This is a genomic window from Enterobacter cloacae complex sp. HYC080_NIDB (assembly GCF_056673325.1).
The window spans coordinates 2,406,046-2,432,724 of sequence record NZ_CP114212.1 but is presented as its reverse complement, the minus strand read 5'-3'; the positions used below and the strand labels follow the sequence as shown (position 1 = coordinate 2,432,724).

At 54.7% G+C, this 26,679-nt stretch carries 21 protein-coding genes and 2 pseudogenes; 14 read left to right on the top strand and 9 right to left on the bottom strand.

Annotated features, from left to right (window positions below):
• Nucleotides 1–4: 4 nt before the first annotated feature.
• The 4 genes from rspA to O1723_RS11440 all read left to right on the top strand — a co-directional run bounded on the left by rspA (nucleotide 5) and on the right by O1723_RS11440 (nucleotide 5,377).
• Nucleotides 5–1,219: a starvation-sensing protein RspA gene (rspA, locus tag O1723_RS11455; RefSeq protein ID WP_014883675.1), complete on the top strand. Its 1,215-nt coding sequence runs from the start codon at nucleotides 5–7 to the stop codon at nucleotides 1,217–1,219.
• Nucleotides 1,220–1,233: 14 nt separating this feature from the next.
• Nucleotides 1,234–2,256: a Zn-dependent oxidoreductase gene (locus tag O1723_RS11450; protein ID WP_248190542.1), complete on the top strand. Its 1,023-nt coding sequence runs from the start codon at nucleotides 1,234–1,236 to the stop codon at nucleotides 2,254–2,256.
• A gap of 70 nt (nucleotides 2,257–2,326) precedes the next feature.
• Nucleotides 2,327–3,694, top strand: a complete 1,368-nt coding sequence (locus tag O1723_RS11445) for an MFS transporter (protein ID WP_014883677.1) — start codon at nucleotides 2,327–2,329, stop codon at nucleotides 3,692–3,694.
• 219 nt (nucleotides 3,695–3,913) lie between these two features.
• Nucleotides 3,914–5,377, top strand: coding sequence for a mannitol dehydrogenase family protein (locus O1723_RS11440; protein WP_014883678.1), 1,464 nt, complete (start codon nucleotides 3,914–3,916; stop codon nucleotides 5,375–5,377).
• 43 nt (nucleotides 5,378–5,420) lie between these two features.
• Here the strand turns inward: O1723_RS11440 and ydfZ are convergent, their stop codons facing one another.
• Complete coding sequence (gene ydfZ, locus O1723_RS11435; RefSeq protein ID WP_014883679.1) at nucleotides 5,421–5,624, bottom strand: putative selenium delivery protein YdfZ; 204 nt, start codon at nucleotides 5,622–5,624, stop codon at nucleotides 5,421–5,423.
• 288 nt (nucleotides 5,625–5,912) lie between these two features.
• Between ydfZ and O1723_RS11430 the strand changes: the two genes are divergently transcribed.
• Nucleotides 5,913–6,344 (top strand): universal stress protein, encoded by a 432-nt coding sequence (locus O1723_RS11430; RefSeq protein ID WP_014883680.1) that lies wholly within the window; start codon nucleotides 5,913–5,915, stop codon nucleotides 6,342–6,344.
• Nucleotides 6,345–6,378: 34 nt separating this feature from the next.
• Here O1723_RS11430 and O1723_RS11425 read toward each other — a convergent pair whose 3' ends face one another.
• Nucleotides 6,379–7,065, bottom strand: coding sequence for a GntR family transcriptional regulator (locus O1723_RS11425; protein WP_014883681.1), 687 nt, complete (start codon nucleotides 7,063–7,065; stop codon nucleotides 6,379–6,381).
• A 91-nt stretch (nucleotides 7,066–7,156) separates the two neighbouring features.
• Nucleotides 7,157–7,903, bottom strand: coding sequence for a bifunctional NADP-dependent 3-hydroxy acid dehydrogenase/3-hydroxypropionate dehydrogenase YdfG (gene ydfG / locus O1723_RS11420; RefSeq protein ID WP_014883682.1), 747 nt, complete (start codon nucleotides 7,901–7,903; stop codon nucleotides 7,157–7,159).
• A 142-nt stretch (nucleotides 7,904–8,045) separates the two neighbouring features.
• On the opposite strand from ydfG, the gene dcp reads away from it, so the two are divergent.
• Complete coding sequence (gene dcp, locus O1723_RS11415; protein ID WP_014883683.1) at nucleotides 8,046–10,079, top strand: peptidyl-dipeptidase Dcp; 2,034 nt, start codon at nucleotides 8,046–8,048, stop codon at nucleotides 10,077–10,079.
• A 297-nt stretch (nucleotides 10,080–10,376) separates the two neighbouring features.
• Entirely contained in the window at nucleotides 10,377–12,947 is a 2,571-nt protein-coding gene (locus tag O1723_RS11410) for a bifunctional diguanylate cyclase/phosphodiesterase (RefSeq protein WP_014883684.1), read from the top strand.
• Nucleotides 12,948–13,025: 78 nt separating this feature from the next.
• Here O1723_RS11410 and uspF read toward each other — a convergent pair whose 3' ends face one another.
• Both uspF and O1723_RS11400 read right to left on the bottom strand, forming a co-directional pair.
• Nucleotides 13,026–13,460, bottom strand: a complete 435-nt coding sequence (gene uspF, locus O1723_RS11405) for a universal stress protein UspF (protein ID WP_014883685.1) — start codon at nucleotides 13,458–13,460, stop codon at nucleotides 13,026–13,028.
• Nucleotides 13,461–13,605: 145 nt separating this feature from the next.
• On the bottom strand, nucleotides 13,606–13,896 hold the full coding sequence (locus O1723_RS11400) for a DUF1330 domain-containing protein (RefSeq protein ID WP_014883686.1): 291 nt from the start codon (nucleotides 13,894–13,896) through the stop codon (nucleotides 13,606–13,608).
• A 71-nt stretch (nucleotides 13,897–13,967) separates the two neighbouring features.
• Between O1723_RS11400 and O1723_RS11395 the strand changes: the two genes are divergently transcribed.
• Together O1723_RS11395 and O1723_RS11390 are read left to right on the top strand one after the other, a co-directional pair.
• Nucleotides 13,968–14,420 (top strand): MarR family winged helix-turn-helix transcriptional regulator, encoded by a 453-nt coding sequence (locus O1723_RS11395; RefSeq protein ID WP_014883687.1) that lies wholly within the window; start codon nucleotides 13,968–13,970, stop codon nucleotides 14,418–14,420.
• Nucleotides 14,421–14,528: 108 nt separating this feature from the next.
• Nucleotides 14,529–15,737 carry an MFS transporter gene (locus tag O1723_RS11390; RefSeq protein ID WP_014883688.1) on the top strand — a complete coding sequence of 403 codons (1,209 nt, stop codon included), beginning with the start codon at nucleotides 14,529–14,531 and terminating at the stop codon, nucleotides 15,735–15,737.
• A 19-nt stretch (nucleotides 15,738–15,756) separates the two neighbouring features.
• Here the strand turns inward: O1723_RS11390 and O1723_RS11385 are convergent, their stop codons facing one another.
• The gene (locus O1723_RS11385; RefSeq protein WP_014883689.1) at nucleotides 15,757–16,746 is read right to left on the bottom strand and encodes a 2-hydroxyacid dehydrogenase; all 990 of its coding nucleotides are present in this window, start codon (nucleotides 16,744–16,746) and stop codon (nucleotides 15,757–15,759) included.
• A gap of 642 nt (nucleotides 16,747–17,388) precedes the next feature.
• Here O1723_RS11385 and O1723_RS11380 point away from each other — a divergent pair.
• From O1723_RS11380 to O1723_RS11370, 3 genes are read left to right on the top strand one after another with little or no spacing between them, the layout of a single operon-like run.
• On the top strand, nucleotides 17,389–20,028 hold the full coding sequence (locus O1723_RS11380; protein ID WP_014883691.1) for a YdbH family protein: 2,640 nt from the start codon (nucleotides 17,389–17,391) through the stop codon (nucleotides 20,026–20,028).
• Nucleotides 20,025–20,216 (top strand): YnbE family lipoprotein, encoded by a 192-nt coding sequence (locus O1723_RS11375; protein ID WP_010430706.1) that lies wholly within the window; start codon nucleotides 20,025–20,027, stop codon nucleotides 20,214–20,216. Before O1723_RS11380 ends, O1723_RS11375 begins: the two co-directional genes overlap by 4 nt.
• 7 nt (nucleotides 20,217–20,223) lie before the next feature.
• Nucleotides 20,224–20,541 carry a YdbL family probable chaperone protein gene (locus tag O1723_RS11370; RefSeq protein WP_014883692.1) on the top strand — a complete coding sequence of 106 codons (318 nt, stop codon included), beginning with the start codon at nucleotides 20,224–20,226 and terminating at the stop codon, nucleotides 20,539–20,541.
• Here the strand turns inward: O1723_RS11370 and feaR are convergent, their stop codons facing one another.
• Complete coding sequence (gene feaR / locus O1723_RS11365) at nucleotides 20,542–21,450, bottom strand: transcriptional regulator FeaR (RefSeq protein ID WP_014883693.1); 909 nt, start codon at nucleotides 21,448–21,450, stop codon at nucleotides 20,542–20,544.
• 240 nt (nucleotides 21,451–21,690) lie between these two features.
• On the opposite strand from feaR, the pseudogene O1723_RS11360 reads away from it, so the two are divergent.
• Nucleotides 21,691–23,189 (top strand): annotated as a pseudogene (locus tag O1723_RS11360) (aldehyde dehydrogenase family protein).
• A gap of 87 nt (nucleotides 23,190–23,276) precedes the next feature.
• On the opposite strand, the gene O1723_RS11355 reads toward O1723_RS11360, so the two are convergent.
• Nucleotides 23,277–24,383, bottom strand: coding sequence for a GGDEF domain-containing protein (locus O1723_RS11355; RefSeq protein ID WP_023330317.1), 1,107 nt, complete (start codon nucleotides 24,381–24,383; stop codon nucleotides 23,277–23,279).
• Between the two features lie 118 nt (nucleotides 24,384–24,501).
• Nucleotides 24,502–26,328: pseudogene (tynA, locus tag O1723_RS11350) on the bottom strand (primary-amine oxidase); the annotation flags it as partial.
• On the opposite strand from tynA, the gene O1723_RS11345 reads away from it, so the two are divergent.
• Nucleotides 26,282–26,662: a dienelactone hydrolase family protein gene (locus tag O1723_RS11345; protein ID WP_248190544.1), complete on the top strand. Its 381-nt coding sequence runs from the start codon at nucleotides 26,282–26,284 to the stop codon at nucleotides 26,660–26,662. The pseudogene tynA and the gene O1723_RS11345 overlap by 47 nt on opposite strands.
• The last annotated feature ends 17 nt before the right edge of the window (nucleotides 26,663–26,679 follow it).

Below are 26,679 nucleotides of genomic sequence, written 5' to 3'. Positions count from 1 at the left end.
AATTATGAAGATTGTCGCGGCTGACGTGTTTGTTACCTGCCCGGGGCGGAACTTTGTCACCCTTAAAATCACCACCGATGACGGGATTGTCGGCCTCGGTGACGCTACGCTGAACGGACGCGAGCTTTCCGTCGCTTCGTACCTGAAGGATCACCTCTGCCCGCAGTTAATTGGCCGCGACGCGCACCGTATCGAAGATATCTGGCAATTCTTCTATAAAGGCGCCTACTGGCGTCGCGGACCGGTGACCATGTCGGCCATCTCCGCCGTTGATATGGCGCTCTGGGACATCAAAGCCAAAGCGGCCAATATGCCGCTCTACCAGCTGCTGGGCGGCGCCTCCCGTGAAGGCGTGATGGTCTACTGCCACACGACCGGTCACACCATTGACGACGTGCTGGAAGATTACGCGCGTCATAAAGAGATGGGCTTCAAGGCGATCCGCGTGCAGTGCGGTGTGCCGGGTATGAAAACTACCTACGGCATGTCGAAAGGAAAAGGGCTGGCCTACGAGCCTGCCACCAAAGGCGACTGGCCGGAAGAGCAGCTCTGGTCGACCGAGAAATACCTCGATTTCACACCCAAACTGTTCGACGCGGTGCGCAGTAAATTTGGCTTCAATGAACACCTCCTGCACGATATGCACCACCGTCTGACGCCCATTGAGGCGGCGCGCTTCGGTAAGAGCATCGAAGACTTCCGCATGTTCTGGATGGAAGATCCCACGCCTGCCGAAAACCAGGCCTGCTTCCGTCTTATTCGCCAGCACACCGTCACGCCCATTGCGGTGGGCGAGGTGTTTAACAGCATCTGGGACTGCAAGCAGCTTATCGAAGAGCAGCTTATCGACTATATCCGCACCACAATCACGCATGCGGGCGGCATCACCGGCATGCGTCGCATCGCTGACTTTGCGTCGCTCTACCAGGTACGTACCGGTTCGCACGGCCCGTCGGATCTGTCGCCGGTGTGTCATGCCGCCGCGCTGCATTTTGACCTGTGGGTACCGAACTTTGGCGTGCAGGAATATATGGGCTATTCCGAACAAATGCTCGACGTCTTCCCGCACAGCTGGCGCTTTGATAACGGCTATATGCACCCGGGTGACAAGCCAGGGCTGGGCATTGAGTTTGACGAGAAGCTGGCGGCGAAATACCCGTACGATCCGGCGTACCTGCCGGTGGCACGTCTTGAAGACGGTACGCTGTGGAATTGGTAAACGAGGAGCGAACGATGAAAAGCATAGTCATTCAACAGCCGAACCAGCTGGTCATTGAAGCGCGTCCAAGCCCGCAGCCAGGTGCAGGCGAAGTGCGCGTCAAAATCACACTCGCCGGGATCTGCGGTTCGGACAGCCACATCTACCGCGGCCATAACCCGTTTGCGAAGTATCCGCGCGTGATTGGCCACGAGTTTTTTGGCGTGATCGATGCCGTTGGCGAGGGCGTGGATCCGTCCCGGTCAGGAGAACGCGTGTCGGTTGACCCGGTGATCAGCTGCGGACACTGCTACCCGTGCTCCGTCGGAAAACCAAACGTCTGCACCTCGCTGGTGGTGCTGGGCGTTCACCGCGACGGCGGTTTCAGCGAATATGCAACGGTACCCGCAAAAAATGTCTGGCGCATCCCGGATGCGATCCCGGATAAACACGCCGTCATGGTTGAGCCATTTACCATTGCCGCCAACGTGACGGGGCAGGCCAACCCTGGGGAACAGGACGTGGCGCTGATCTACGGCGCAGGCCCGATGGGGCTGGTCACCGTGCAGGCGCTGAAGGGCGTCTATAAGGTGAAACAGGTGATTGTGGTTGACCGCATAGACGAACGCCTGGCAATGGCCCAGCGCAGCGGCGCGGACTGGGTCTTTAATAACGGCGAGCAGTCGTTGCAGGCCGCGCTGGACGAAAAAGGCATCAAACCGACGTTAATCATTGATGCCGCCTGTCATCCGTCCATTTTACAGGAAGCGATAACCCTGGCCTCGCCGGCGGCGCGCATCGTGCTGATGGGCTTCTCCAGCGAACCGAGCCAGATTGTTCAGCAGGGCATCACCGGCAAAGAGCTGGCGATTTTCTCCTCGCGCCTGAACGCCAATAAATTCCCGGTCGTCATCGACTGGCTGACAAAAGGACTGATCGACCCGGAAAAACTGATCACCCATACCTTTGACTATCACCATGTAACAGACGCCATTGAACTGTTTGAGAAAGACCAGAGGCAGTGCTGCAAGGTCCTGCTCACGTTCAACCCAGAATAATTCACGCGGTGAAGAGCCCGCGAAGACGGGCTCTATGTGGTACGCATCTTACCTTTCAGAGATAGCCATTATGACGCAAGCACAACCTCAAAGAACCACCTCCGATCTGGTGAAAGCCGCCGTTTCAGGCTGGCTGGGCACCGCGCTGGAGTTCATGGATTTCCAGCTCTACTCGCTGGGGGCCGCCCTGGTATTTCATGAAATCTTCTTCCCGGAACAGTCCGCTGCGATGGCACTGATCCTGGCGATGGGAACCTACGGCGCAGGCTATATCGCGCGTATCGTCGGCGCCTTTATTTTTGGTCGCATGGGCGACAGCATTGGCCGTAAAAAGGTACTGTTTATCACCATCACCATGATGGGGATCTGCACCACGCTGATTGGTGTGCTGCCCACCTACGCACAGATCGGGATTTTCGCGCCCGTACTGCTGGTGACGCTGCGCATCATTCAGGGACTCGGGGCAGGGGCAGAGATCTCCGGGGCCGGGACCATGCTGGCGGAGTACGCACCGAAAGGTAAACGTGGCATCATCTCGTCGCTGGTGGCGATGGGGACTAACTGCGGGACGCTGAGCGCGACCGCTATCTGGGCCGTTATGTTCTTTGCCCTCGACCGCGAACAGCTGCTCGCCTGGGGCTGGCGCGTGCCGTTCCTCGCCAGCGTCGTGGTGATGATCTTTGCCATCTGGCTGCGTATGAACCTCAAGGAAAGCCCGGTCTTTGAGAAAGTGAACGATGCTCAAACCGCGCAGCCGGACACATCGTTAGGTGCCATGGTGAAAAGTAAATCTTTCTGGCTGGCGACCGGTCTGCGTTTCGGTCAGGCGGGCAACTCGGGTCTGATTCAGACGTTTCTGGCCGGTTATCTGGTCCAGACTCTCCTGTTCGATAAAGCCATTCCCACCGACGCGCTGATGATAAGCTCCATTCTTGGGTTTATCTCTATCCCGCTGCTGGGCTGGCTGTCCGATAAAGTGGGACGCCGTCTGCCGTACATTATCCTTAATATTTCCGCCATTATTCTGGCGTACCCGATGCTGTCGATCATCGTCGATAAAAGCTATGCGCCGGGAACCATTATGCTCTCCATCATCGTTATCCATAATTTCGCGGTACTGGGGCTGTTTGCGCTGGAAAATATCACCATGGCGGAGATGTTTGGCTCGCGAAATCGCTTTACCCGGATGGCTATCTCCAAAGAGGCGGGCGGTCTGGTGGCGGTGGGGTTTGGTCCGGTGCTGGCGGGGATCTTCTGTAACATGACCGGTTCCTGGTGGCCGATTGTGGCCATGCTGGTGGCTTACTCAGTGATTGGTCTGGTCTCGGCCTGCCTGATGCCCGAAGTGCGGGATCGTGATTTGAGCGCAGCGGAAGATGCTGCGGAGGCCACGCCAAAAGAGCCTGTGGCCTACGGCACGGTATCGTCACGGCGGTAATGGTATACAGCCTGCGTGACTTGTCACACAACCTTGCCTTTGTGTCACACCACCTGAACAAAAGTTAATATAAATCAAAATCTCAAATGGCAGTATCAGTATGGTGGATGGCAGAGATTTTTTACCCCAACTGCCATTCTAGTTGGTGTAGTCAGCAGACGCTGCCGCTTTATAACAAGCGGCAGCGATCCACAGCTTTCTAATTAACGAGTCTTAATCATGGAAAACACGTTATTACAGGCCAAAGCGACGCTGCCTCAGTACAATCGCGACAGCCTTAAAGCACGCATTGTTCATTTAGGATTTGGCGCTTTTCACCGCGCGCATCAGGCGGTGTATGCCGACATCCTCGCGTCTGATTATGGCAGCGACTGGGGCTACTGTGAGGTCAACCTGATTGGCGGCGAGCAGCAAATTGCCGACCTGAAGGCGCAGGATAATCTCTATACCGTAGCGGAGATGTCCGCCGATGCGTGGACATCCCGCGTGGTGGGCGTGGTCAAAAAGGCCCTGCATGCGCAGGTTGACGGGCTGGAGACCGTACTGGCAGCGATGTGCGAACCGCAGGTGGCGATTGTTTCACTGACCATTACCGAGAAGGGCTACTGTCACTCTCCCGCAACCGGGCAACTGATGCTCGATCATCCATTCATCGCCGCCGACCTGCAAAACCCGCATCAGCCGACGTCCGCACCGGGTGTGGTGGTGGAAGCGCTGGCGCGTCGCAAAGCGGCGGGGTTACCGGCCTTTAGCGTGATGTCCTGCGACAACATGCCGGAAAACGGTCATGTGATGCGCAACGTAACCTGCTCCTATGCCCGGGCGGTAGACGGCGAGCTGGCGGACTGGATCGAGGCTAACGTCACGTTCCCGTCAACCATGGTGGATCGCATCGTACCTGCGGTCACGCCTGATACGCTGGATAAAATCGAACAGCTCACTGGCGTGCGTGATCCGGCGGGCGTGGCCTGTGAACCCTTCCGCCAGTGGGTGATCGAAGATAACTTTGTGGCGGGGCGTCCTGCGTGGGAAAAAGCCGGGGCCGAGCTGGTATCAGACGTCATTCCGTTTGAAGAGATGAAGCTGCGCATGCTTAACGGCAGCCACTCCTTCCTGGCTTACCTGGGGTATCTGGCCGGTTATCAGCATATCAACGACTGCATGGAAGATGAGAATTACCGCGTTGCGGCTCACGCGCTGATGCTCCACGAGCAGGCGCCGACCCTGAAGGTGAAAGGCGTCGATTTAGGACATTACGCCGATCTGCTGATTGCCCGCTACAGCAACCTGGCTCTGCGTCATCGCACCTGGCAAATCGCGATGGACGGCAGCCAGAAGCTCCCGCAACGCATGTTAGATTCCGTGCGCTGGCATCTGGTGCATCAGAAACCTTTCCCCCTGCTGGCGCTGGGCGTGGCGGGCTGGATGCGCTATGTCGGCGGAGTGGATGAACAGGGTAATGCCATCGAGGTGAGCGATCCGCAGCTGGCGGTGATTCAGGAGGCAGTGAAGGGAAGTGCTGAAGGGGAAAGCCGCGTGCGTGCGCTGCTCGGCATTGAGTCTATCTTTGGCAAAGAATTACCGCGTGAGACCGTCTTTGTTGATGCTGTGATGACCGCGTACCGGTCTTTGGTGCAAAAGGGCGCGAAAGCTACCGTGGCGCAGTACGCGTCTCAACGGTAATTCAGTACATGCCGCCGTGCGCGGCGGCATGTCAGCGCACAACTTAGTGCATACCCAGACGAATCAGCTCAATCGGCTCGAACTTACCTTCGCATCCTTCCACTTCCACCGTTTTGCTGCGGCGCACCTGCGCGGCATCCAGCCCGTCGCTGTGGATCGCTTTAATCACGCCAGTTTTGCCTGTGCCGCTAATCATCACGCGGCTGCCAGTGGTAATTGCATTGCGGTTACGGTCGTATGTCATCATGGTATTTTCTCCTCTCTAACTTATCCGTTACGGCGGTATTTCAGGTTTCACCGTTCACGGGGCATATAAATACGCCTGTCTGCAAGTGATGTTTTTGTTTTTGATCAAAGTCACACTTTTTTCTTAATGACATGAGGTGCTGACGGTTCGCGACAGCAATTTACAAAGCAGACCGTTATTTTCATTTATTGATAGTTTCAACATGGAAGCGTTTAGGGTTGGTTTATATTCCTGCTGCCATTCTGGGTACAGGAAATAACCCTTTCATCGGAATAAGGAGTCAGGCTTATGTATAAGAACATTTTGATGCCTGTAGATGTGTTTGAAATGGATTTGAGCGACAAAGCGGTTCGCCACGCGGCAAGCCTTGCAAAGGCAGAGGGGGCATCAATTACCCTGGTCAACATTCTGCCTGCAAGCAGTCGGTCTCTCCTGCGCGGGTTCAATGCCGATATCAAAAAGTTTGAAGAGTATATGACCGCGGAATCCGCGAAGAAAATGAACGAATTAAAAAGACTGTTTGATATTGCCCCAGAGAATATTCACAGCATGGTTCGTTTTGGCAACGTTCGCGATGAAATTATCAAGCTGAGCAAGGAGGGGAAATACGATGCGATTGTCATCGGGTCGAAAAACCCGAGCATCACCACCCATCTGCTGGGATCGAATGCGGAATCCATTCTGCGCTACGCCACGATTCCGGTGTTAGTCGTTCGCTAAACCCAACGCCGTGCCCAACAGGGTGCGGCGAATATTATTCCTCGCTAAACCACTCGCTGTTTTCCTGACGAATAAGCTGCACGGATTCGCTGATTTCCTGCAAATGCAGCGTCATCGCTTTCTCCACGCCGTCCGGGTCGCGTTTTTCCAGCGCGCTAAAAATATCGTGATGCTGTCTGAGCAGCATTTCCGGCGGGGAGACATGATCGAGGCTCATATAACGCACGCGGTCGATGGTGGCCTTGATGTTCTCAATGGTATCCCAGGCCAACTGACAATCCGCTATTTGTGCCAGTTTCTGGTGGAATTCATCATCGAGCTGGAAGAAATCGTTGAGCTGCTTACGGTCGATCGCTATACGCTGCTGATGCAGGTTCTGCTCCAACAGGTAACACTGGTTGTCATTGATAAGCGTTGCCGCCCGGCGGGCGACCGCGCATTCAATGGCCTGGCGAACGAAACAGCCGTTACGCACCTGAGAAAGTGAAATTTTGTTTACGTAGCTGCCGCGCTGCGGGCGGATCTGAATCAGGCCGTTTTCAGCAAGCTTAATGAACGCTTCACGCACCGGCTGACGGGAGACGTCAAAACGCACCGAGACCTCTTTTTCAGAAAGCGGCGTTCCCGGCGGAATCAGGCAATGGACAATATCACGTCGCAAAATGCGATAGATTTGCTGGTTTACGGGCTGGGTGGGATTGAGTTGCGATTCAGCGGCCATGAGTTGTCATTTCTCAGAGAGTTAGCCTGAACATACTACCATTCTTTTCGAACCCGAAACAGACCCGGCCCGCAGGCCGGGTGGGGCTTATTTAGCCACGATGGACGTTAAGTCCGGCAAAACTCTGGGTGACTGGCATCATTTCTACGGTATTGATGTTGACGTGCTTAGGCAGCGTCGCCACCCACCAGACCGCTTCAGTGACATCTTCCGGCGTCAGCGCGTTAGCATTTTCGTAGGTTTTATCCGCTTTCGCATCGTCACCCTTGAAGCGCACGTTGGAGAATTCGGTGCCGCCCACCAGACCCGGCTCGATATCGGTAACGCGAATGGCGGTGCCGTGCAGATCGGTGCGCAGGTTCAGGCTGAACTGACGGACAAACGCTTTGGTCGCACCATAGACGTTGCCGCCCGCGTAAGGCCAGCTCCCGGCGGTAGAACCAATATTGATAATGTGACCGCGATTACGCTCAACCATGCCCGGCAACACCGCGCGAGTCATATAGACCAGCCCTTTGTTGTTGGTGTCGATCATGTTTTCCCAGTCTTCAACGCTGGCTTTGTGCGCGGGCTCCATGCCCAGCGCCAGTCCGGCGTTGTTGACCAGCAGATCAATCGCGCGCCACTCGGCAGGCAGGTTAGCAATCATCTCTTCAATGGCTGCGCGGTTGCGCACGTCCAGCTGTGCGGTCAGGATGCTGTCACCTAATTCGTCTTTCAGCTCCTGCAGGCGCTCCTGACGACGGCCCGTTGCAATCACCTTGTGCCCGTTGGCGACGAAGCGACGCGTGATGCATTCACCAAAACCCGCCGTTGCCCCGGTAACTAAAATAATCATCTCACTGTTCCTCAACGCTTTTTGTGTTGTACTAACATAGCACGGCCGCAGAGGGTGCGTTAAGGCAACATTTGTATGACAGCATTGCAGGTGATGGCGGCCTGGCCTACTCTGGGAAGATATCCGTTCTGAGGAGTGAAAGATGACGGCCACGAATCCTTTTTTTGAAATCAGTCTGTTGCCTTACCAGGCACCCCATTTTGATCAGATTAACGACAGTCACTATCGTCCGGCGTTCGATGAAGCGCTGCGTCAGAAGCGGGCGGACATTGATGCGATTGTCTCGCAAACCGCCGCGCCAGACTTCAATAATACCGTGCTGGCGCTGGAGAAAAGCGGCGTTATGCTCTCGCGCGTCAGCAGCGTCTTTTTCGCCATGACCTCTGCGCATACCAATCCGTACCTGCAAGAGTTAGAGGAGCAGTTTTCCACTGAACTTGCCGCGCTGGCGAATGACATCTGGCTGAATGACACACTTTTCGCCCGCGTTGAGAGCGTCTGGCAAGATCGCGGTGCGCTGGATGCCGAGTCCCGTCGGCTGGTCGAGGAGACGTACCAGCGGTTTATTCTGGCCGGTGCGCGTCTGAATGAGACAGAAAAAGCCGAGCTGAAGGCGCTGAACACCGAGGCAGCCTCCCTGACCAGCCAGTTTAACCAGCGTCTGCTTTCCGCCGATAAAGCGGGTGGGCTGGTGGTGGATTATGCGCATCAGCTTGAGGGGCTCAGTGCAGAAGAGATCGCCGCCGCCGCGCAGGCGGCCGCGGAAAAAGGGCTTAACGACCGCTGGCTGATCTCGCTGCTGAATACGACTCAACAACCTGCGCTCTCTGCGCTGCGGAATCGGCAGACGCGTGAAAACCTGTTCAACGCAGGCTGGACGCGTACCCAGAAAGGGGATGAAAACGATACCCGCGCGCTGATCCTGCGTCTGACGGCGCTCCGTGCGCGTCAGGCTCGCCTGCTCGGCTTTGAGGATTACGCCAGCTGGAGTATTGCCGACCAGATGGCGAAAACCCCCGACGCCGCGCTGGCCTTTATGCGCGGCATTGTGCCTGCCGCCCGTGCCCGAGCGGAGCGCGAACAGGCCGATATTCAGAAAGTGATTGATGACGAGCAGGGCGGTTTCACCGTGCAGGCCTGGGACTGGACCTTTTATGCCGAGCGCGTGCGCCAGGCGAAATATGCGCTTGATGAGTCGCAGATCCGGCCCTACTTTGCGCTCAATACCGTGTTGCATGACGGCGTGTTCTGGGCGGCCAGCCAGCTGTTCGGTATCCGCTTCGTGGAACGCTTCGATATTCCGGTTTATCATCCGGACGTTCGCGTATGGGAAATTTTCGACCATACCGGCGAAGGGATGGCGCTGTTTTACGGCGACTTCTTTGCCCGCGATTCCAAGCAGGGCGGAGCCTGGATGGGCAATTTCGTCGAACAATCTTTTGAGTTTTCTGCCCGCCCGGTTATCTACAATGTCTGTAACTACCCAAAACCGGGTAACGGGGGCACCGCGTTACTCTCCTGGGACGACGTAATTACCCTGTTCCACGAGTTTGGGCATACCCTGCACGGTCTGTTTGCCCGCCAGCGCTTCGCCACGCTGTCCGGTACCAATACGCCGCGTGATTTCGTTGAATTTCCGTCGCAGATCAATGAACACTGGGCCAGCCATCCTCAGGTATTTACCCGCTACGCCCGTCACTACGAAACCGGTGAACCGATGCCGGATGCGCTGCGGGAAAGCATGCTCAACGCGACCCATTTCAACAAGGGTTATGACATGACGGAGCTGCTGGGTGCGGCATTGCTGGACATGAACTGGCACGCCATCAGTGAAGCCGTATCTGACGTTGAAGCCTTTGAAACGGCAGCGTTGAAAAAAGAGGGGCTGGACCTGCCCGCGGTACCCCCGCGTTATCGCAGCAGCTATTTTTCCCATATCTTCGGCGGTGGCTATGCGGCGGGGTATTACGCCTACCTGTGGACGCAAATGCTGGCAGACGATGGCTATCAGTGGTTTGTCGAGCAGGGCGGGTTGACGCGTGAAAACGGACAGAAATTCCGCGAGGCGATTTTGTCGCGCGGGAACAGCACTGATTTAGGTGAACTTTACCGGAGCTGGCGCGGGCACGATCCGAGGATTGAACCGATGCTGGAGAATCGTGGGTTAAGTGAATAGTGTCCATTTGGGCTGAAAAAAAGAACCGGGCGTGAAGCCCGGTTTTTTATACCCTTTAATCAGCGATATTTTAGCATGCTTTTGAAAGATAACCGGTGAAATTGAACGCGCCGATAAAAGGATTTTTTATTAACAGAGACAAAGCTCTACATTCGAGAACTGTTAATAATTTGATCTGGCTTGTAAGAAATAAAATCTTCTTTCAAATGTCTTTTTTAATTCTAAATTTTTGCCCTTTTATGCCGATAAATGAGGATAACAAAAAAATCGACGTTATAGCAGTTAAGAAGGCGAAAGATGACCCTACCTCTGACCACTCCTGGCTTTACGGATGCTGAGCATTCTAAGAGGCTGATAAATAAAACCTTTACCTATGTTGTAACGTTGCTGATCGCTATTTTTGCGGCGGCAATAATTTCTTTGTTGATAATAAAAAATAATGTTAATGAAATCAGCGATTCGCATGATGATTTCTTACTAAGAAAAGCGTTAGATACCCGACAGGAGAGCATCCGTAGCCATTTGAAAGACTATGCGGAGTGGGGGGATGCCTACAAACATCTTCATCAGAATGTTGACATGCACTGGGCATGGGATAAGCAGAATCTTGGCAAGTCTCTGTATGATAACTTTGGCTATGAGGGGGTGTTTGTTCTCTCTCCGGAAGGCGCCACGCGCTACAGCGTGATTTCCGGGAAACGGATACCTGAAGATCTGGAGCGTTGGTTGGGTCAATCCACAAAAGACCGTTTACTCAGTGAACTGAGCAGAAAAAAGGGATTGCCGGTGTCTATGCTAACGCTTATCGACGGCATACCGGCCATTGTTTCTGCTGAATGGATAACAACGGGTGATGATTCGAGTGTGCAACCGTTACCGGGCAGGCCTTCAGTCATGGTGTTTGTCGACAAATTAACGGCTAAAAAACTCCTTGCGATTGGGCATGATGCCGCCATCAAAAATGTTCGCATTTCACCCAATGAAGTTAATAATCAGACGTCATTGACCATAAGCACGCCAAATGGTGATGTGCATATTTTATGGGACAGTGAAAATCCTGGCCAGGCGCTGATCGTTTATTTCCTGCCATTACTCATTCTTTCCGTACTGCTGACAATATCGATGACGGTGATCCTTATGCGTCATATTATGCACAAGGCGAGAATTCATGACGAAAATGCCTTTCTCCTTGAGCAGGCACGATTGAATCTTATCACCAGTGAAAAACGATTCAGGGATGTCAGTGAAACAACCAGCGACTGGTTCTGGGAAACTGACTTATCGTTAAAGATTACATGGCTATCAGGTCGTTTCTCAACGGTAACGGGATATGAACATAGTCAATGGATAGGCCGCAGGCTGGATGAGCTCTTTCCGTCGACAAGTCACTTACTTCATGATCGTGTCCGCCACCGGGAATTAACTGGACGCTTCGAATTTAAGAATTGCCCTTATATTAACTATCAGCAATCCACGTCCTACTGCACGCTTCTGGCTAAATTTTCTTCTCAGCCTGATGGTTCGGTGGTTTTACGGGGCGCGGCAACAGATGTCTCTCTGGAAGTGGAAGCAACTAAACGTGTGGAATTTCTGTCACGGCATGATGAATTAACGGGGCTTCCAAACCGGTATCATATTAAGGAGTTTCTGGCGGGCCGGTTAGCGAATGAAGGCGTCAATAATTATCCCTTTGCAATGATTTGCCTGGATCTGGACAAGTTCAAACCCGTCAATGACATTTTTGGGCATTCCACCGGCGACGCTCTGCTTGGCGAAGTCGCCTTACGTCTTAAAAGCTGTATTCGGAGCGGTGATTTTGTTGCACGACAGGGCGGGGATGAATTTATGCTGCTCCTCGGTAACACCAGCCAGACGGACCAGATTGAAGAGGTGTGCCAGCGCATCGTGTCAGAACTCAACCGTCCTTTCACCATTGATGGCAATGATGTGACAATAGGGGTAAGCATGGGGATTGCACTGGCCCCACAAGACGGCAACAGCGCAAACGATCTTCTGCGCTATGCTGACATTGCGCTTTACCAGGCAAAACAATCCGGGAGAAACCGATGGGTCTATTATCGCCAGGATATGTCGGAAAAGCTGACCGAACGCAGAAAACTCGAACTGGAGCTGAAGACCGCCATTCGCGAAGACCAACTCTATCTGGTTTATCAACCGCGTTATAACCTCCGATATTCGAAAACAGATGCCGTCGAAGCGCTGGTCCGGTGGCAACACCCTGATCGAGGAACCATGATGCCCGATCAGTTTATCCCGTTGGCTGAAGAAACAGGGCTGATTATTAGCCTCAGCAACTGGGTCATTCGTAAAGCGTGTACGGAGGCCAAAGATCAATTGCCAGGGTTATCGGTATCAGTCAACATTTCGGCTATTGAATTCCAGGCGAGCGATCTGGCTGAAAGAGTAAAAGAAATTCTTCACGAAACGGGACTTGAACCCACCAGGCTGGAAATAGAAGTGACTGAAAATGTCACGCTTTCCGATCCAGAAAAAACGTTGCACACCATGAAAGCCCTCAAAAAAATGGGCGTACGGATTCTGATCGATGATTTCGGTACCGGCTATGCCTCTCTGAGCTATCTTCGAAAGTTTCAGTTTGATGGGCTAAAGCTCGATAAAAGCTTTATTTTTACCTTAGCGGATTCGCCACAGAACCAATCGGTAGTCGAGAAGATAATCGATTTGGGTAAAGCCTATTCCATGGAAGTGACCGCTGAAGGAGTGGAGACCAGCGAACAGCTGGCTTTTCTTAAAAAAAATAAGTGTGATGAAGTTCAGGGGTATTTACTTGGAAAACCCGTCGCCATTGCCGATCTCAATTTAAACGGCAACCTGGTGAATACATAAACGCGTTTTTGCATCTTCCGCGCCCCCTGAAACAGGGAAGCGTCAGCGAAAAAAAAACCGGGCTTTTCGCCCGGTTTTTTATCTTACGACCAGCACAGGGCATTTTGCGTGGCGCACCACTGCCGCCGCATTTGAACCTAACAGATACGTTGATATGTCCGGTTTATGGGAGGCGATGATGATCAGGTCGGCGCCGATGGTGTCCGCGAGTTTAAGGATCTGATCTTTTGGCGATCCCGTAACGGCGTGCGTCTGCACTTTTTCTGGCGGAATTTTAAATTGCTTAACGATTTCATCCAGTTTTTCTAAAGCCGTATGCTGGAACTCTTTTATCTTCGGCATCTCCACGGAGTAGGCCAGGCCTAAAGAAGAATAATAAGGTAGCGAAGGAATGACCGTAAGAAAATGGACTTTAGCTGTGTTAAGTGCGGTATGAGCCTGAACGAAAGGAATCACCATATGCGTCAGGCTATCTTCGGAAATATCAATTGGAACCAAAATTGAATTGTACATGTGTCCCTCCTGAGTGTTTTTTACACAATTCAGGTTAGACCGTTAATTCCAGGAAAACAGAGAGCAGGTTGTCATAACGGAGACAAATTTCGGTTCTGTGATAGCTATACAGGCGAACGTTCCCGGCATGGGGTCAATGACGCGTTCAGCCTGTCGTGACGATGAACATCCTGGCCTGCTGGGCTAGCTGGCGTTCAGCCTTAATCGGCGCATACTTTTCTGAATGATAGAAAGCAAGCGCCTGATCTAAAGTCGGGAATTCAAAAATGCCAGCATAGGGTAACGGGGCTTCATCGCCTTCGAGTACTTCTGCAACCGAACCAAAATGCACAATTTTCCCTCCCGCTTCCTCTAACGCTAATGTGAAGCGGGGGGCAAGGCTGGCCTGTCGCGCAGGGTCAATAATACGTAAGTTGATGTGGACGAATGCGGGCATCACTTTTCCTCAAATCTGATTAATAGTGTATATACAGTATTTGAGATTGTATTGATTGTCGAGATGAAAAGATGAACAACATCGATGTGGCGCTGCTGAAGACCATTCCGGAAGTCTGTCCTGTGTTTCAGGCGCGAGCCACTGCCCGGGCTATTACACGCTATTACAACGCCTGCTTAAGACCGTTTGGTCTGACCGCAGAGCAGTTCAGTCTTTTGGTTGGGATCGGAGGTGCACCCAATGAAACCGTTACAGAACTGGCCGCAAGGGCGGGGGTAGATGCCACCACGCTGAGTCGAAATATAGGTAGTATGGTGTCCCGCGGCATTATCGACGCGGTGGGAGGCCGGGGGCGTGCCGGTAAACGACTCACCCTCACAGCAGAGGGCTGGAGCCTGCTCGAACAGGTCATTCCGGTATGGAAGGCAGCTATGGAAGAACTGTCCCATCGAATGGGGAGCGAACAACTTAGCATGACGACGAATATGATGAGAAGCCTGGGCAAAGCCACCGCTTCGTTATGACGCGAACTGCACGACAATCCGTACCTGTAACGCGACGTATCAAACCGCGCAATGCCGGGTATACTACGTTTTAATTTTTTCAGGCGACCCTTTGTAAAGGCAGGCAGTATGTCTCTTCGTTCGCTGCGGGCGTTATGCCTGACCAGTTTTTTCATTGCGGATGTCCGCGATGGCCTCGGCCCTTTTCTCGGTATTTTTCTCACCGAACGTCACTGGACGCCTGATGATATTGGTATTCTGATGACGGCGGGTGGGCTGGCGGGTTTACTGGCCACGCTCCCGGCGGGATTCATCACCGACACCTCCCGAAACAAACGCGCTGTACTCGCGCTGCTTTGCCTGTTGATCACCCTGAGCACGCTTCTGCTCTGGTTTAGCCAGCAGAGCGGCGTTGTCGCCGTTTCACAAATTATCACCGGCATCTGTGCGGCGTTTGTGGGGCCATTGATCACCGGAATTACCTTAGGGCTGACCGGCCAGAGTGGGTTCAGCGCGCAGATGGGCAAAAATGAGGCGTTTAATCATGCGGGCAATTTTATGACCGCACTGATGGCTGGCGGCATTGCCTGGTACTGGGGCGTCGGCGGAATTTTCCTGCTGATGACCTGTACGACGTTGCTAACGTTGTGTGCGCTGCTTGCCATTCGCAATAAGGATATCGACAACAATGCCGCGCGCGGGTTGTCCTCTCCAGCGAACCTGCCTGTTCCGGGCTTTGCGGTGCTGATTAAAAACCGGGCGCTGTTTGTTACCGGATTGACGCTGCTCCTGTTTCATCTGGCGAACGCTGCGCTGTTACCGATGCTCAGCATGAGGGTTGCGGCGGCACCCGCCTCAATCAACCCCGGCTTGTATGCAGCGGGCACTGTCATTATTTCTCAGGCCGTGATGATCCCCGTCGCCATTTGGGTCGCACGGAGAATAGAACACTACGGCTACTGGCGATTAATTATGCTGGCGCTGCTGGTGATGCCGGTGCGTGCGGCGCTGGCGGCGTCCACAGACGCGCCGTTGATGATGATCCCGGTGCAAATTCTCGACGGGCTGGCCGCTGGCATCCTCGGCGTCGTGGTACCGTCGTTTATTGTTGTGCTGTTGCGAGGGAGCGGGCACGTCAATGCCGGGCAGAGCGTGGTGATGTTGATGCAGGGCGTTGGGGCATCGATGAGCCCGGCGTTAACCGGCACGATAGCCGGGCATTACTCCTTTGCGACGGCATTCAGCGTGCTGAGCGCGATTGCGCTGGTGGCCGTCCTGCTCTGGTGGCGCGTTGCTCACCGAACCTGGGAAACAGACAGTACGCCGGGTGGGGCATAGCCGCCACCCGGCGTCATACTTATGCCAGCTCGTTAGGGCAGGTTTCGCCTTTTTCCAGCTGCTGCAGGTTACCCAGCGTGGTTTCTGAAATGCTGATCAGCGCTTCAGCCGTCAGAAACGCCTGGTGACCGGTAAACAGGACGTTATGACAGGCAGACAGGCGGCGGAACACGTCGTCCTGAATCACATCGTTGGACTTGTCTTCAAAGAACAGATCGCGTTCGTTCTCATACACGTCCATCCCGAGTGCGCCAATTTTCTGGGTTTTCAGCGCTTCGATAGCGGCCTGAGAGTCAACAAGGCCACCACGGCTGGTGTTGATGATCATCACGCCGTCCTTCATCTGGTCAAACGCCGCCTGGTTCAGCAGGTGATAGTTTTCCGGCGTCAGCGGGCAGTGCAGGGAGATCACATCAGACTGCGAGAACAGGGTCGGCAGGTCAACATATTCCACGCCCATCTCCAGCGCCGCGGCGCTTGGATACGGATCAAACGCCAGCAGACGCATGCCAAAGCCTTTGAGGATCCGCAGGGCAGCGACGCCAATTTTCCCGGTCCCGATCACCCCTGCGGTTTTACCGTACATGGTAAAGCCGGTCAGCCCCTCCAGCGAGAAGTTGGCATCACGGGTGCGCTGATAAGCGCGGTGAATACGACGGTTGAGCGACATCATCATGCCAATCGCATGTTCCGCGACGGCTTCCGGGGAGTAGGCCGGAACGCGCACCACCTTCAGCCCCAGCTCTTTCGCCGCATCGAGATCCACGTTGTTAAAGCCTGCACAGCGCAGGGCGATATACTTCACTCCCTGTTTTTTCAACTCTTCCAGCACCGGACGACTGCCGTCATCGTTAACAAAAATGCAGACGCCTTCACAGCCGTGCGCCGTTTTGGCGGTTTTTTCGGAAAGCAGAAAGTCGAAAAATTCAAGCTCAAACCCGTAAGCTTCGTTAACATGTTGCAGATACTTTTTGTCGTACTGCTTTGTGCTATATACCGCGAGTTTCATAAGACTTTCTCCAGTGATTTTGCATTCACGTTAGCATGATTAAAATTATCTTACAATTTCTAAAATATTATTGAATTCAATAAGTTCTATGAATTATTCTAGAGCATCTTGTTACCCTAACTCCATGATATTCTTAATGCCAGAAACATCAGGAATCGGGTGGATTTTCAGGCAGAGATGGAGAGTAATGTATGCCGTTACAACTGGAGTTGTCTTTATCCCCGCCAACGTTGCCTGCCTTGTACTATTTCATTATATCTATTGCGTTTTTATTGTTGCTGTACAGAGGTAAACTCAAAGTTGAAAGAGCTAGAAAATATCCTCTTTTCATTGCTTACACCTTGTTTGTGTTAGCCAGTGCTGCCATACAACTCAACGTGTTCGCCAATGGCCAGGACTTTGTGAGCGGTTTTCTGCATATCATCTTTGACCCATGGCGGTATGACTCCGTGTATTGGGGGTCATTAATATTTGCCATGCTTTACCTCTTGGCGATACCTCGTAACAGGTACTAGCTTCGCAACTTAACGCTACAGCTTCTATCCTTAAACTTGCCTTTGGCTTCAATTGACCCGCTAAACATGCGACAATGTTCAGCATTGCTGGCTTAATTCTTTCGCTAAATCAGGATATTAACTGCCCATGAAGGGTAAATACAAAGCCGCACTTGCGCTTTTACTGCTGTTCATTTTATTGCCGCTGACGCTGCTGATGACGCTCGCTCAGTGGGTACCGACGCTTGCCGGAATCTGGCTTCCCGTCGGGACGCGTATCGCTTTCGAAGAGAGTCCTAAACTGACTCGTCATGCGCTGGTGATCCCCGATCTCCGCTATCTGGTAGAAGAGTGCGAAATTGCTCGCATTGAGAACGTGACGCTGTCACATCCGAGCCGCTGGCAGCTGGATATCGGCGCGCTGGATCTTAACGCCGTCTGCCTCAGCAAAATTCCCCAATCCGCGCCGTCGACCGTTGCCCCCAAAACGCTGGCGCAGTGGCAGGCGGTGTTACCGAATACCTGGCTGACCATTCACCGTCTCACCCTCTCGCCCTGGCAGCAGTGGCAGGGTGAGCTGAAGGCCTCGCTGACCCCGTCCAGCCAGGAGATAGCCTATAAAGGCGAGCGGGTGAGCATTCAAGGAACGCTTCGCGGCCAGACGCTTTCGGTCAGCCAGTTCGATGTTCAGCTACCCGATCAGCCGCAGCCCATCAAACTGGTGGGGGAGTTCACTCTGCCGCTGGTGCCGGATGGCGTGCCGGTAAAAGGCCACGCGGTGGCGACCTTTAACGTGCCACAACTGACGTCTCTCGTCGATGCCGATCTGGACTGGGAAGACAACCGTGGACAACTGGTGGTGATGGCACGAGACAACCCTGATCCACTGCTCGATCTGCCGTGGCAAGTTACGGCGGAACAGCTGAACATCAGCGACGGGCGCTGGAACTGGGATCTGTCCGGTATGCCGCTGAGCGGACGCGTTTCGCTTCGCGCCGATAACTGGCAGCAGGGGCTTGAGAAAGCCACCCTGACCGGGCGTTTGAACGTGCTTACCCATGGTGATGCGGGGAAAGGCAACGCGGTACTCAATATTGGGCCCGGCAGGCTCAGTATGGAAAACAGCGACATGCCGCTGCATCTCAGCGGTGAGGCGAAGCAAAACGACCTCATTCTTTATGCCAAATTGCCGGCAACACTGACCGGCAGCGTATATGAACCGCAACTCGCCTTTGAACCGGGCGCACTGCTTCGCTCGCGCGGGCGCATCATTGACTCGCTTGATATCGATGAAATCCGCTGGCCGCTGGCAGGTGTGAAGCTGACGCAGAAGGGGGTGGACGGGCGTTTACAGGCTATCCTGCGTGCCCATGAAAACGAGATGGGCGATTTTGAACTGCATCTGGACGGGCAGGCGAACGACTTTTTACCCGACAGCGGTCTCTGGCAGTGGCGCTACTGGGGAAAAGGGAGTTTTACGCCGATGCATGCCCGCTGGGATGTCGCCGGGAAAGGCGAGTGGCGTGACAAACTCATTGAGCTCACGGCGCTCTCCACCGGTTTTGACAAGCTCCAGTATGGAACCATGGAGGTCGGCACGCCGCGTCTGGTGCTGGATCAACCCGTGCGCTGGTTCCGTGACGCCGAAAAGCCGACGTTCAGCGGCGCGCTGGCGCTCAATGCCGGGCAAACCCGTTTCTCCGGTGGCAGCACGCTGCCACCGTCGGTGCTGACCTTTAGCGTCGACGGCACCGATCCGACGGTGTTCCAGTTTAAGGGCGACCTCCATGCAGAGAAAATCGGCCCGGTACAGGTGAATGGTCGCTGGGATGGTGAACGTCTTCGCGGGCAGGCCTGGTGGCCGAAACAGTCGCTCACCGTGTTCCAGCCTCTGATCCCTCCGGACTGGAAAATGACGCTGCGTGACGGGGAACTCTATGCGCAGGTGGCTTTCTCGGCGGCGGCCGATCAGGGCTTTGAGGCGGGGGGGCACGGCGTGCTGAAAGCCGGTAGCGCCTGGATGCCGGATAACCAGATCAACGGTGTCGATTTTGTGCTGCCGTTCCGCTTCAGCAAGGGGACCTGGTCCCTGGGCACGCGCGGCCCGGTTACGTTGCGTATTGGCGAAGTGGAAAACCTGGTGACCGCGCGCAATATTACCGCCGATCTACAGGGGGATTATCCCTGGACGGAGGACAATCCGCTGCTGCTTACCAACGTGAAAGTGGAAACCCTCGGCGGGAAGATTACGATGCAGCAGTTGCGGATGCCGCAGCACGATCCGGCGCTGCTCCGCGTGGACAATATCTCGTCAAGTGAACTGATCGGCGCCGTCAATCCGAAACAGTTTGCCATGTCAGGCCCGGTAAGCGGGGCGCTGCCATTCTGGCTGGACAATGAAAAATGGATCATTAAAGATGGCTGGCTGACCAACCCTGGCCCAATGACGCTGCGTATCGACAAAGATACGGCGGATGCCATCGTGAAAGATAATATGGTTGCGGGTGCCGCGATCAACTGGCTCCGCTATATGGAAATTTCTCGTTCGTGGACAAGAATCAATTTAGATAACCTGGGTGAATTAACCATGCAGGCGACCATCAAGGGAACCAGCCGTGTGGATGGCAAAAGCAGCTCCGTCAACCTGAACTATACCCATGACGAGAATGTCTTTACCCTCTGGCGCAGCCTGCGTTTTGGAGACAACCTGCAAACCTGGTTTGAGCAACACGCGGCGATACCCGGTCTCCGCAGTTCGACTGGCAAGGAAAGTGAGGAACAACAATGAAAAAGATGGCTGGTGTACTCACCGTTGCCGTTGCTGCGCTAATGACCGGCTGTACGCCGCGTATTGAAGTCGCTGCGCCGAAAGAGCCGATTACCATCAATATGAATGTCAAAATCGAACACGAGATCCACATTAAGGTCGATAAAGACGTTGAAACCCTGCTGAAATCGCGCAGCGATCTGTTCTGAGGATGCCATGAAACGTTTAGCTCTGATTCTACTGGCTCTGGGGATGAATGCGCAGGCGGCTGTGCTGACCTTAAATGATGCCCGGGCGCAGGGGCGCGTGGGGGAAACACTCAGCGGGTATATTGCCCCGATCCAACAGGATGCAGAAACGCTGGCGCTGGTAAACCGTATTAACGCGGCACGCACCGAGAGCTATCAGAAGCTGGCCGACAGCAATAATTTACCGGTCGATGAAGTGGCGAAAATGGCGGGGCAAAAACTGGTTGCCCGCGCGCAGCCGGGCGAATACGTGAAGGGAATTAACGGCAAATGGCTGAAAAAATAGCTAGCGGTGGCGCTTGCGGTATTCGCCGGGCGAGACGCCAAAACGCTGCTTAAAGGCCGTTGAAAAATGGCTATGGTCGGTGAACCCCCAGCTGTAGCCAATTCCCGCCAGCTTTTCATCATCCCCGGCAGAGCGCAGCACCTGCGCACAGAGATCCAGCCGACGGTTTTTAATGTACTGCGCGACCACCAGCCCCTTCTCGGCAAACATGCGGTAGAGGCTGCGCACGGACATCCCGCTCTCGGCGGCAATCCACTCCGGACGCAGAGAGTCAGACTGAATATGATCGTCAATCAGCGCCACGACATGCTGGAACTGGCGTTCCTTGCGCGGCTGAATCACGTCGCGTTGCTGAAACGCGGGGCGCAGCAGGCAGACCATGGCTTCGAGCGCGGCTTCGCTCTCCCGGTCACTCAGGTCGGCGTTGTTCATGCTTTCCATCAGCAGGCGATGGCTCAGCTGTACCGTTGGCAGCGAGCGAGAGAGGGCGAGCGCGCAGCTAATCTCATGGAAACGACACTGTTGCTCAATAATCTGGCGGGGTACCAGCAGCGAAATCTGGCGGGATTTTTCCTGCCAGTTGATTGAGCAGGGCCGGGAGGCGTCAAGCAGCGTGATATCGCCTGTTCGGAGCACAGCGCGACGGTCATCCTGTTCAATTTCCGCACTGCCCTCAAGCTGGAAGACGGTATAGAACCAGGCATCATTACTCTGTTTGATCTCCTGACGGGAGCGGAACAGATTTACGCCGCCGGCGGTGACGGTGCTGAGCTTCAGGCTGCGCGCATAGCTGGTCTCCAGTTCGCCGACGAATTTTCCCCCGGTGGGCTGTGCATTAAAACGCCCGCACACCTGGTTAATCTGCGCCAGCCACTGCTGATACTGTTCCTGCTCGCTTGCACACGCCATCGTTTCTCTCACTGCACCGTCAATGTTTTCGCATTGTTGCATTTATGTTGCGTTTTGTCAGAGCTCTGGGCTGACTATAGGAAAGAACACTCATCGGGAACAGCGATATAAGGTGGAATTATCACGATTTGCGGCACCTGTCACAGGTGGCAAAGCGAATGTCACAGAGACAAAAGCGAGAATGCGAAACCCCTCTTAGACTGGATGAACACCCTGCGAATAATAACGAAGGAGTATCCTATGTCCGAATCCCAGGTGGCTATTCAGCCTGCCGTGCAGCAGTTTTTAGACCGACATCATGGCCTGTGGATTGAAGGGCGTCAGGCCGCGTCGGACAGCGAAAAGCGGCTCAACGTCTATAACCCGGCCACGGGCGAGGTGATTGCCTCGACGGCCGATGCCAGCGTCGATGACGTTGACCGTGCCGTCATGTCCGGCTGGCGTGCTTTTGTTGCCCGCAGCTGGGCCGGAAAATTACCGGCGGAGCGCGAGCGGATCCTGCTCCGTTTCGCCGATCTGGTTGAACAGCACAGCGAGGAGCTGGCCCAGCTTGAAACGCTGGAGCAGGGGAAATCGATTAACATTTCCCGTCTCTTTGAAGTGGGTTGTACACTGAACTGGATGCGCTATACCGCCGGGCTGACCACCAAAATCGCAGGCAAAACCCTCGACCTTTCTATTCCCCTGCCACAGGGGGCGCGTTATCAGGCATGGACACGTAAAGAGCCGGTTGGCGTGGTGGCCGGGATTGTGCCCTGGAACTTCCCGCTGATGATTGGGATGTGGAAAGTGATGCCTGCGCTGGCGGCGGGGTGCTCGATTGTCATCAAGCCATCAGAAACCACGCCGCTGACCATGCTGCGCGTGGCGGAACTGGCCAGCGAAGCGGGCATTCCGGACGGGGTATTCAACGTGGTGACCGGGAGCGGCGCGGTGTGCGGCGCAGCGCTGACCTCGCATCCGCATATTGCAAAGGTTAGCTTTACCGGCTCAACGGCGACGGGCAAGCAAATTGCCCGCGCGGCGGCAGATACCCTGACAGGCGTGACCCTGGAACTGGGGGGCAAAAACCCGGCTATCGTACTCAAAGATGCGGACCCGGCGTGGGTGATCGAAGGCTGATGACCGGGAGCTTCCTGAACCAGGGGCAGGTGTGTGCGGCGAGTTCCCGTATCTACATTGAAGCGCCGCTGTTTGACACGCTGGTCAGCGGCTTCGAACAGGCGGTGAAATCCCTGAGCGTCGGGCCGGGTATGTCCCCGGAAGCATTTATCAACCCGCTGGTGTCGCGTGCGCATTGTGACAAGGTGCAGACTTTCCTCGATGAAGCGCAATCTCGCCACGCAGAGCTGATTGTCGGTAACCGTGGCCCGGAAGGGAAAGGCTATTACGTTTCGCCGACGCTGGTGGTCAACCCGGATGCCGCGCTGCGCTTAACCCGCGAAGAGGTGTTTGGCCCGGTGGTCAATCTGGTGCGCGTTGCCGATGGTGAAGAGGCGCTTCAGCTGGCAAACGACACCGAATATGGCCTGACCGCCAGCGTCTGGACGCAGAATATCAGCAAGGCGCTGGAGTACACCGACAGGCTGCAGGCGGGCACCGTCTGGGTAAACAGCCATACGCTGATCGACGCCAACCTGCCGTTCGGCGGCATGAAGCAGTCCGGCACAGGTCGCGACTTTGGCCCGGACTGGCTGGACGGATGGTGTGAGACGAAGTCGGTTTGCGTGCGGTATTAAGAAACAAGCCGGGTGGCGGCTACGCCTTACCCGGCCTACTTTCTCTGGTTTTGTAGGCCGGGTAAGCGCAGCGCCACCCGGCATTATTCAAAGCGACCACCGATCCCGCCCGGCCTCTTTCGCCCGATAAAGCGCCGCATCGGCGCGGGCGATTATTTCGGTGCCGGCTAACCCCTCCGTCATGCCGGCAATCCCCATGCTCACGGTCACATGGTCGCTGACAGTCGAGGCGCCATGCGGTATGGCCTCCGTGCGCAGCCCGTCCTGAATACGCATGGCAACCTTTTCTGCGATGTTTAGCGGGCAATTGAAAAGGATCACCACAAACTCCTCGCCGCCGTAACGTGATACGACGTCGTCCGGCGTTCGTACCGACTGCTTCAGCACCCGCGCCACGCGCGTCAGGCAGTCATCACCCGCCTGGTGGCCGTAGGTGTCGTTGTAGCGTTTGAAATAGTCGATATCCAGCATAATCAGCGAGAAAGGTTTCTTCTGCTCGACCGCGTTTTCCAGCACCACCTCCATTCTCCGGCGGTTGGCGGTTTTGGTTAGCGGATCCTGATGCGCCAGCGCATCCAGCCGTGAGATCAGCAGTTGATTTTGCTGATTACGACGCCAGGCTTCATCAAACCAGCTCAACAGGATAAAACGCCCGCAGATCAGAATCAGGGTAAACACGCTCCAGATGATGACAAAGTGAAGGTTGAGGCCATCGTTAAGTATCCAGCTTGCGACCGGCAGGGTGATCCAGAGCGGAAGCACAAAGGCGAGTAATCCCTCAGGGTAAAAGTAGAGCGCCGTTAACCCTGCGAGTAACAAAATCACGCACAGCGGCCAGACGTGGGGCAGCAGCAAATAGGTAATAAACAAAAAACAGGATACCGACCAGATGGCGCTACAGATAAAGAGCACCACGCTGATACCCGCAATACGCCGCCAGGCCATCAGGATCAACGCGGCAGAGAGGATAATAATGCCGAGCATCGAGGCATCGACCAGGGTCGTCAGTTGCGGTATATGAGGATAAAGCGGATCGCTGGCCTTAAGCAGGACGTGTCGCAGCAGGATCATCACGGCGAAGCTGACGTTGACGAACGCCAGCCAGGGCAGGTTCATCGCCAGCCCATGCATGACCATCGCGTGGCGCGTCGGCCAGGTAGCGCGTTCCAGTGTCGGTTTTTTTCTTTTTTCCATAAAGCCCTTTCCCGTCCGGGGGATAAATCATGCAGGTGAGATATCTGTAACTATAAGCAAGCATGGACGATCCTCAAACGGCAGGGCAAAAAAAACCGGGCGATTGCCCGGCGGTGGGTTATTTTTCGTCTTTTTTCTTTCCGAGCGTTGGCGTCTCGTCGAAGAAGTTCCACGGTTTAAGCAGGGCATGCACCCATTCCGTTGGCATGATCGGCCACTCTTCCGCGCGGGCGACGTGGGTCGTGCCGGTGGTCATCCAGACTACGTCATCCTGATCGTTAAGTGACTCGTTATCTTTGCTGTACTGCCCCAGTCCCGTGTCGTGGATGGAGCGGTTAGGGAATTTACCTTCCGGATAGCGTTCATCCGGGTGGTAACGGGTCACCCACAGCTGTTTATCCATAAAGCTCAGGCGATGGTAGATCCACTCATCCGGGGCAAATTTCGCGCCGGTTGCCACCGGATGGGTGCCGCCCGCGTAGGGAATAATCTGATACGAGACCGGGTTGCCCATGCGGTTCTCTTTACGGGTGTTGCTCAGCAGGCGAATAGTGCCCGGGTCAAATTTCTGTGCCGCCTGCTGTTCGGTATCAATGTCGTACTGATTGACCTGCATGGTACTGGTGCGCGGGCCACCGGCGGTATTAGGTTTCACTTCCGGATCCATCGCCACCAGCTTGTTGTTAATACCATCGACATCCATATCAAGACGGAAGTTATAGATGTGCTGGTGCGTGGTGCCCACAATGTTGTGGTCAATCAACGTGCCGTATCGGGTATCGTCTTTGGCGGTGGCGTCATGCATGGTTTTGGCCTGAACGCCTTTCACGGCTTCGATACCCGTCGCGCCAGCATCAATGCCGAGGGTGCCGTTCTCATGGAATACCCAGTCGAAGATGTAATCGTAGTTACCGACGGTACTCACCCAGCGCACCACCAGTTCACGACGCTCGGCGCTGACGTTTGGCTGACCCATCTCCTGATGCTTGTATTCCGGCCCCGCATAGCGTTCGAAAATGGCGATTGCTCGCGGGATCTCCATCGGCGCGCCGGTATAGTCCGGGATGGTTTCATTGAGCATCACGGCGTTGGACGGCACGTCTTTACCCCGCACCAGCGGCGAGGTCAGGGTGCCCATGCCGTAGTCGCCGGAGTCGAGATAGGCTTTAAAGTACCAGCCCACGTCCGGATCGCCGTAAGGGACAATCATGCCGCCGAGCGACCCCTGATACATCACCTGACGTTTCTTGCCGTTGTCGTTATACGTGACGGTTGAGATCATCGGGCCCACGCGCGAGTCCAGGCTCAGATGGAAATCCCAGTTCTGCCAGTGCACTCTGTCGCCGGTTATGGTGTAGTTCTTGCCTTCCGGTTCAATAATGTCGAGCGGTTTTTTGGGTGTCTCTATGCGGTCGCGGCCATCATAGGGACGTGGGGTCAGAGGAACCGGGATAACGGCGCCTTCTTCAATCTTCTGGATCTTCTTTTGCTCAAGGTCGACCACCGCCACCAGGTTTTCAATCGGATGTGCCCAGTAGTTGCCGTCGCCGACATCCAGATAGCTCACCACTTTCAGCAAACGGTCTTCCTGCTTAAGGCCATCTTTACCGTCGAAATAGCCGACGGTCAGCGGCGTGGTAATCACTTTTTTCGGGTCGGTTATGCCGTGCTTTTTAAGCACCTCAGCAAATTCAGTACTGTCGTTAATGATCTGCTGAACCGCGGTGAAATCATCCAACAGCACCATGCCGTGCGCGTCTTTGACCGGTTCCCAGCGCAGAATTTTTTTATCCTTCAGATCCACCAGGCTCTCGATGACATGCTTTCCGTCGAGCATGACGATCTTCGCCTGGCGAGGGGCATCGACTGCCGTACCGTTGAGCACATAGTCCCACACTTTGGCTTTCTCTGGCTCCGCAAGGGCGATCTGGGTAAAGCGGGTACTCGAACTGGCACGCAGCGGTGCGCCTCTGGCCGTCACGGCATGCTTTCACGGGACGCTTGATACCCGCACCCCTGCTGAGAAAGGGGATATCAGGGGCAAGGTCGCTGTGTTAAATGGGGCCGATGATCCGTTTGTTTCCGCAGAGCAGATAAAAGCTTTTGCCGGTGAAATGGCGTCCTGCGGATGTGACTTTCAGCTGACGAACTATGCCGGTGCGGTTCACTCATTTACCTATCCTAAGGCCGATGTTCCGGGCAAAACGCATTACAATGCGGCTGTCAGCAATCATGCTTTCAGTGTTGTATTTACGCTGTTGAAAGAGGCGCTGGGCTGATGCCCGGCGCCGTGCGG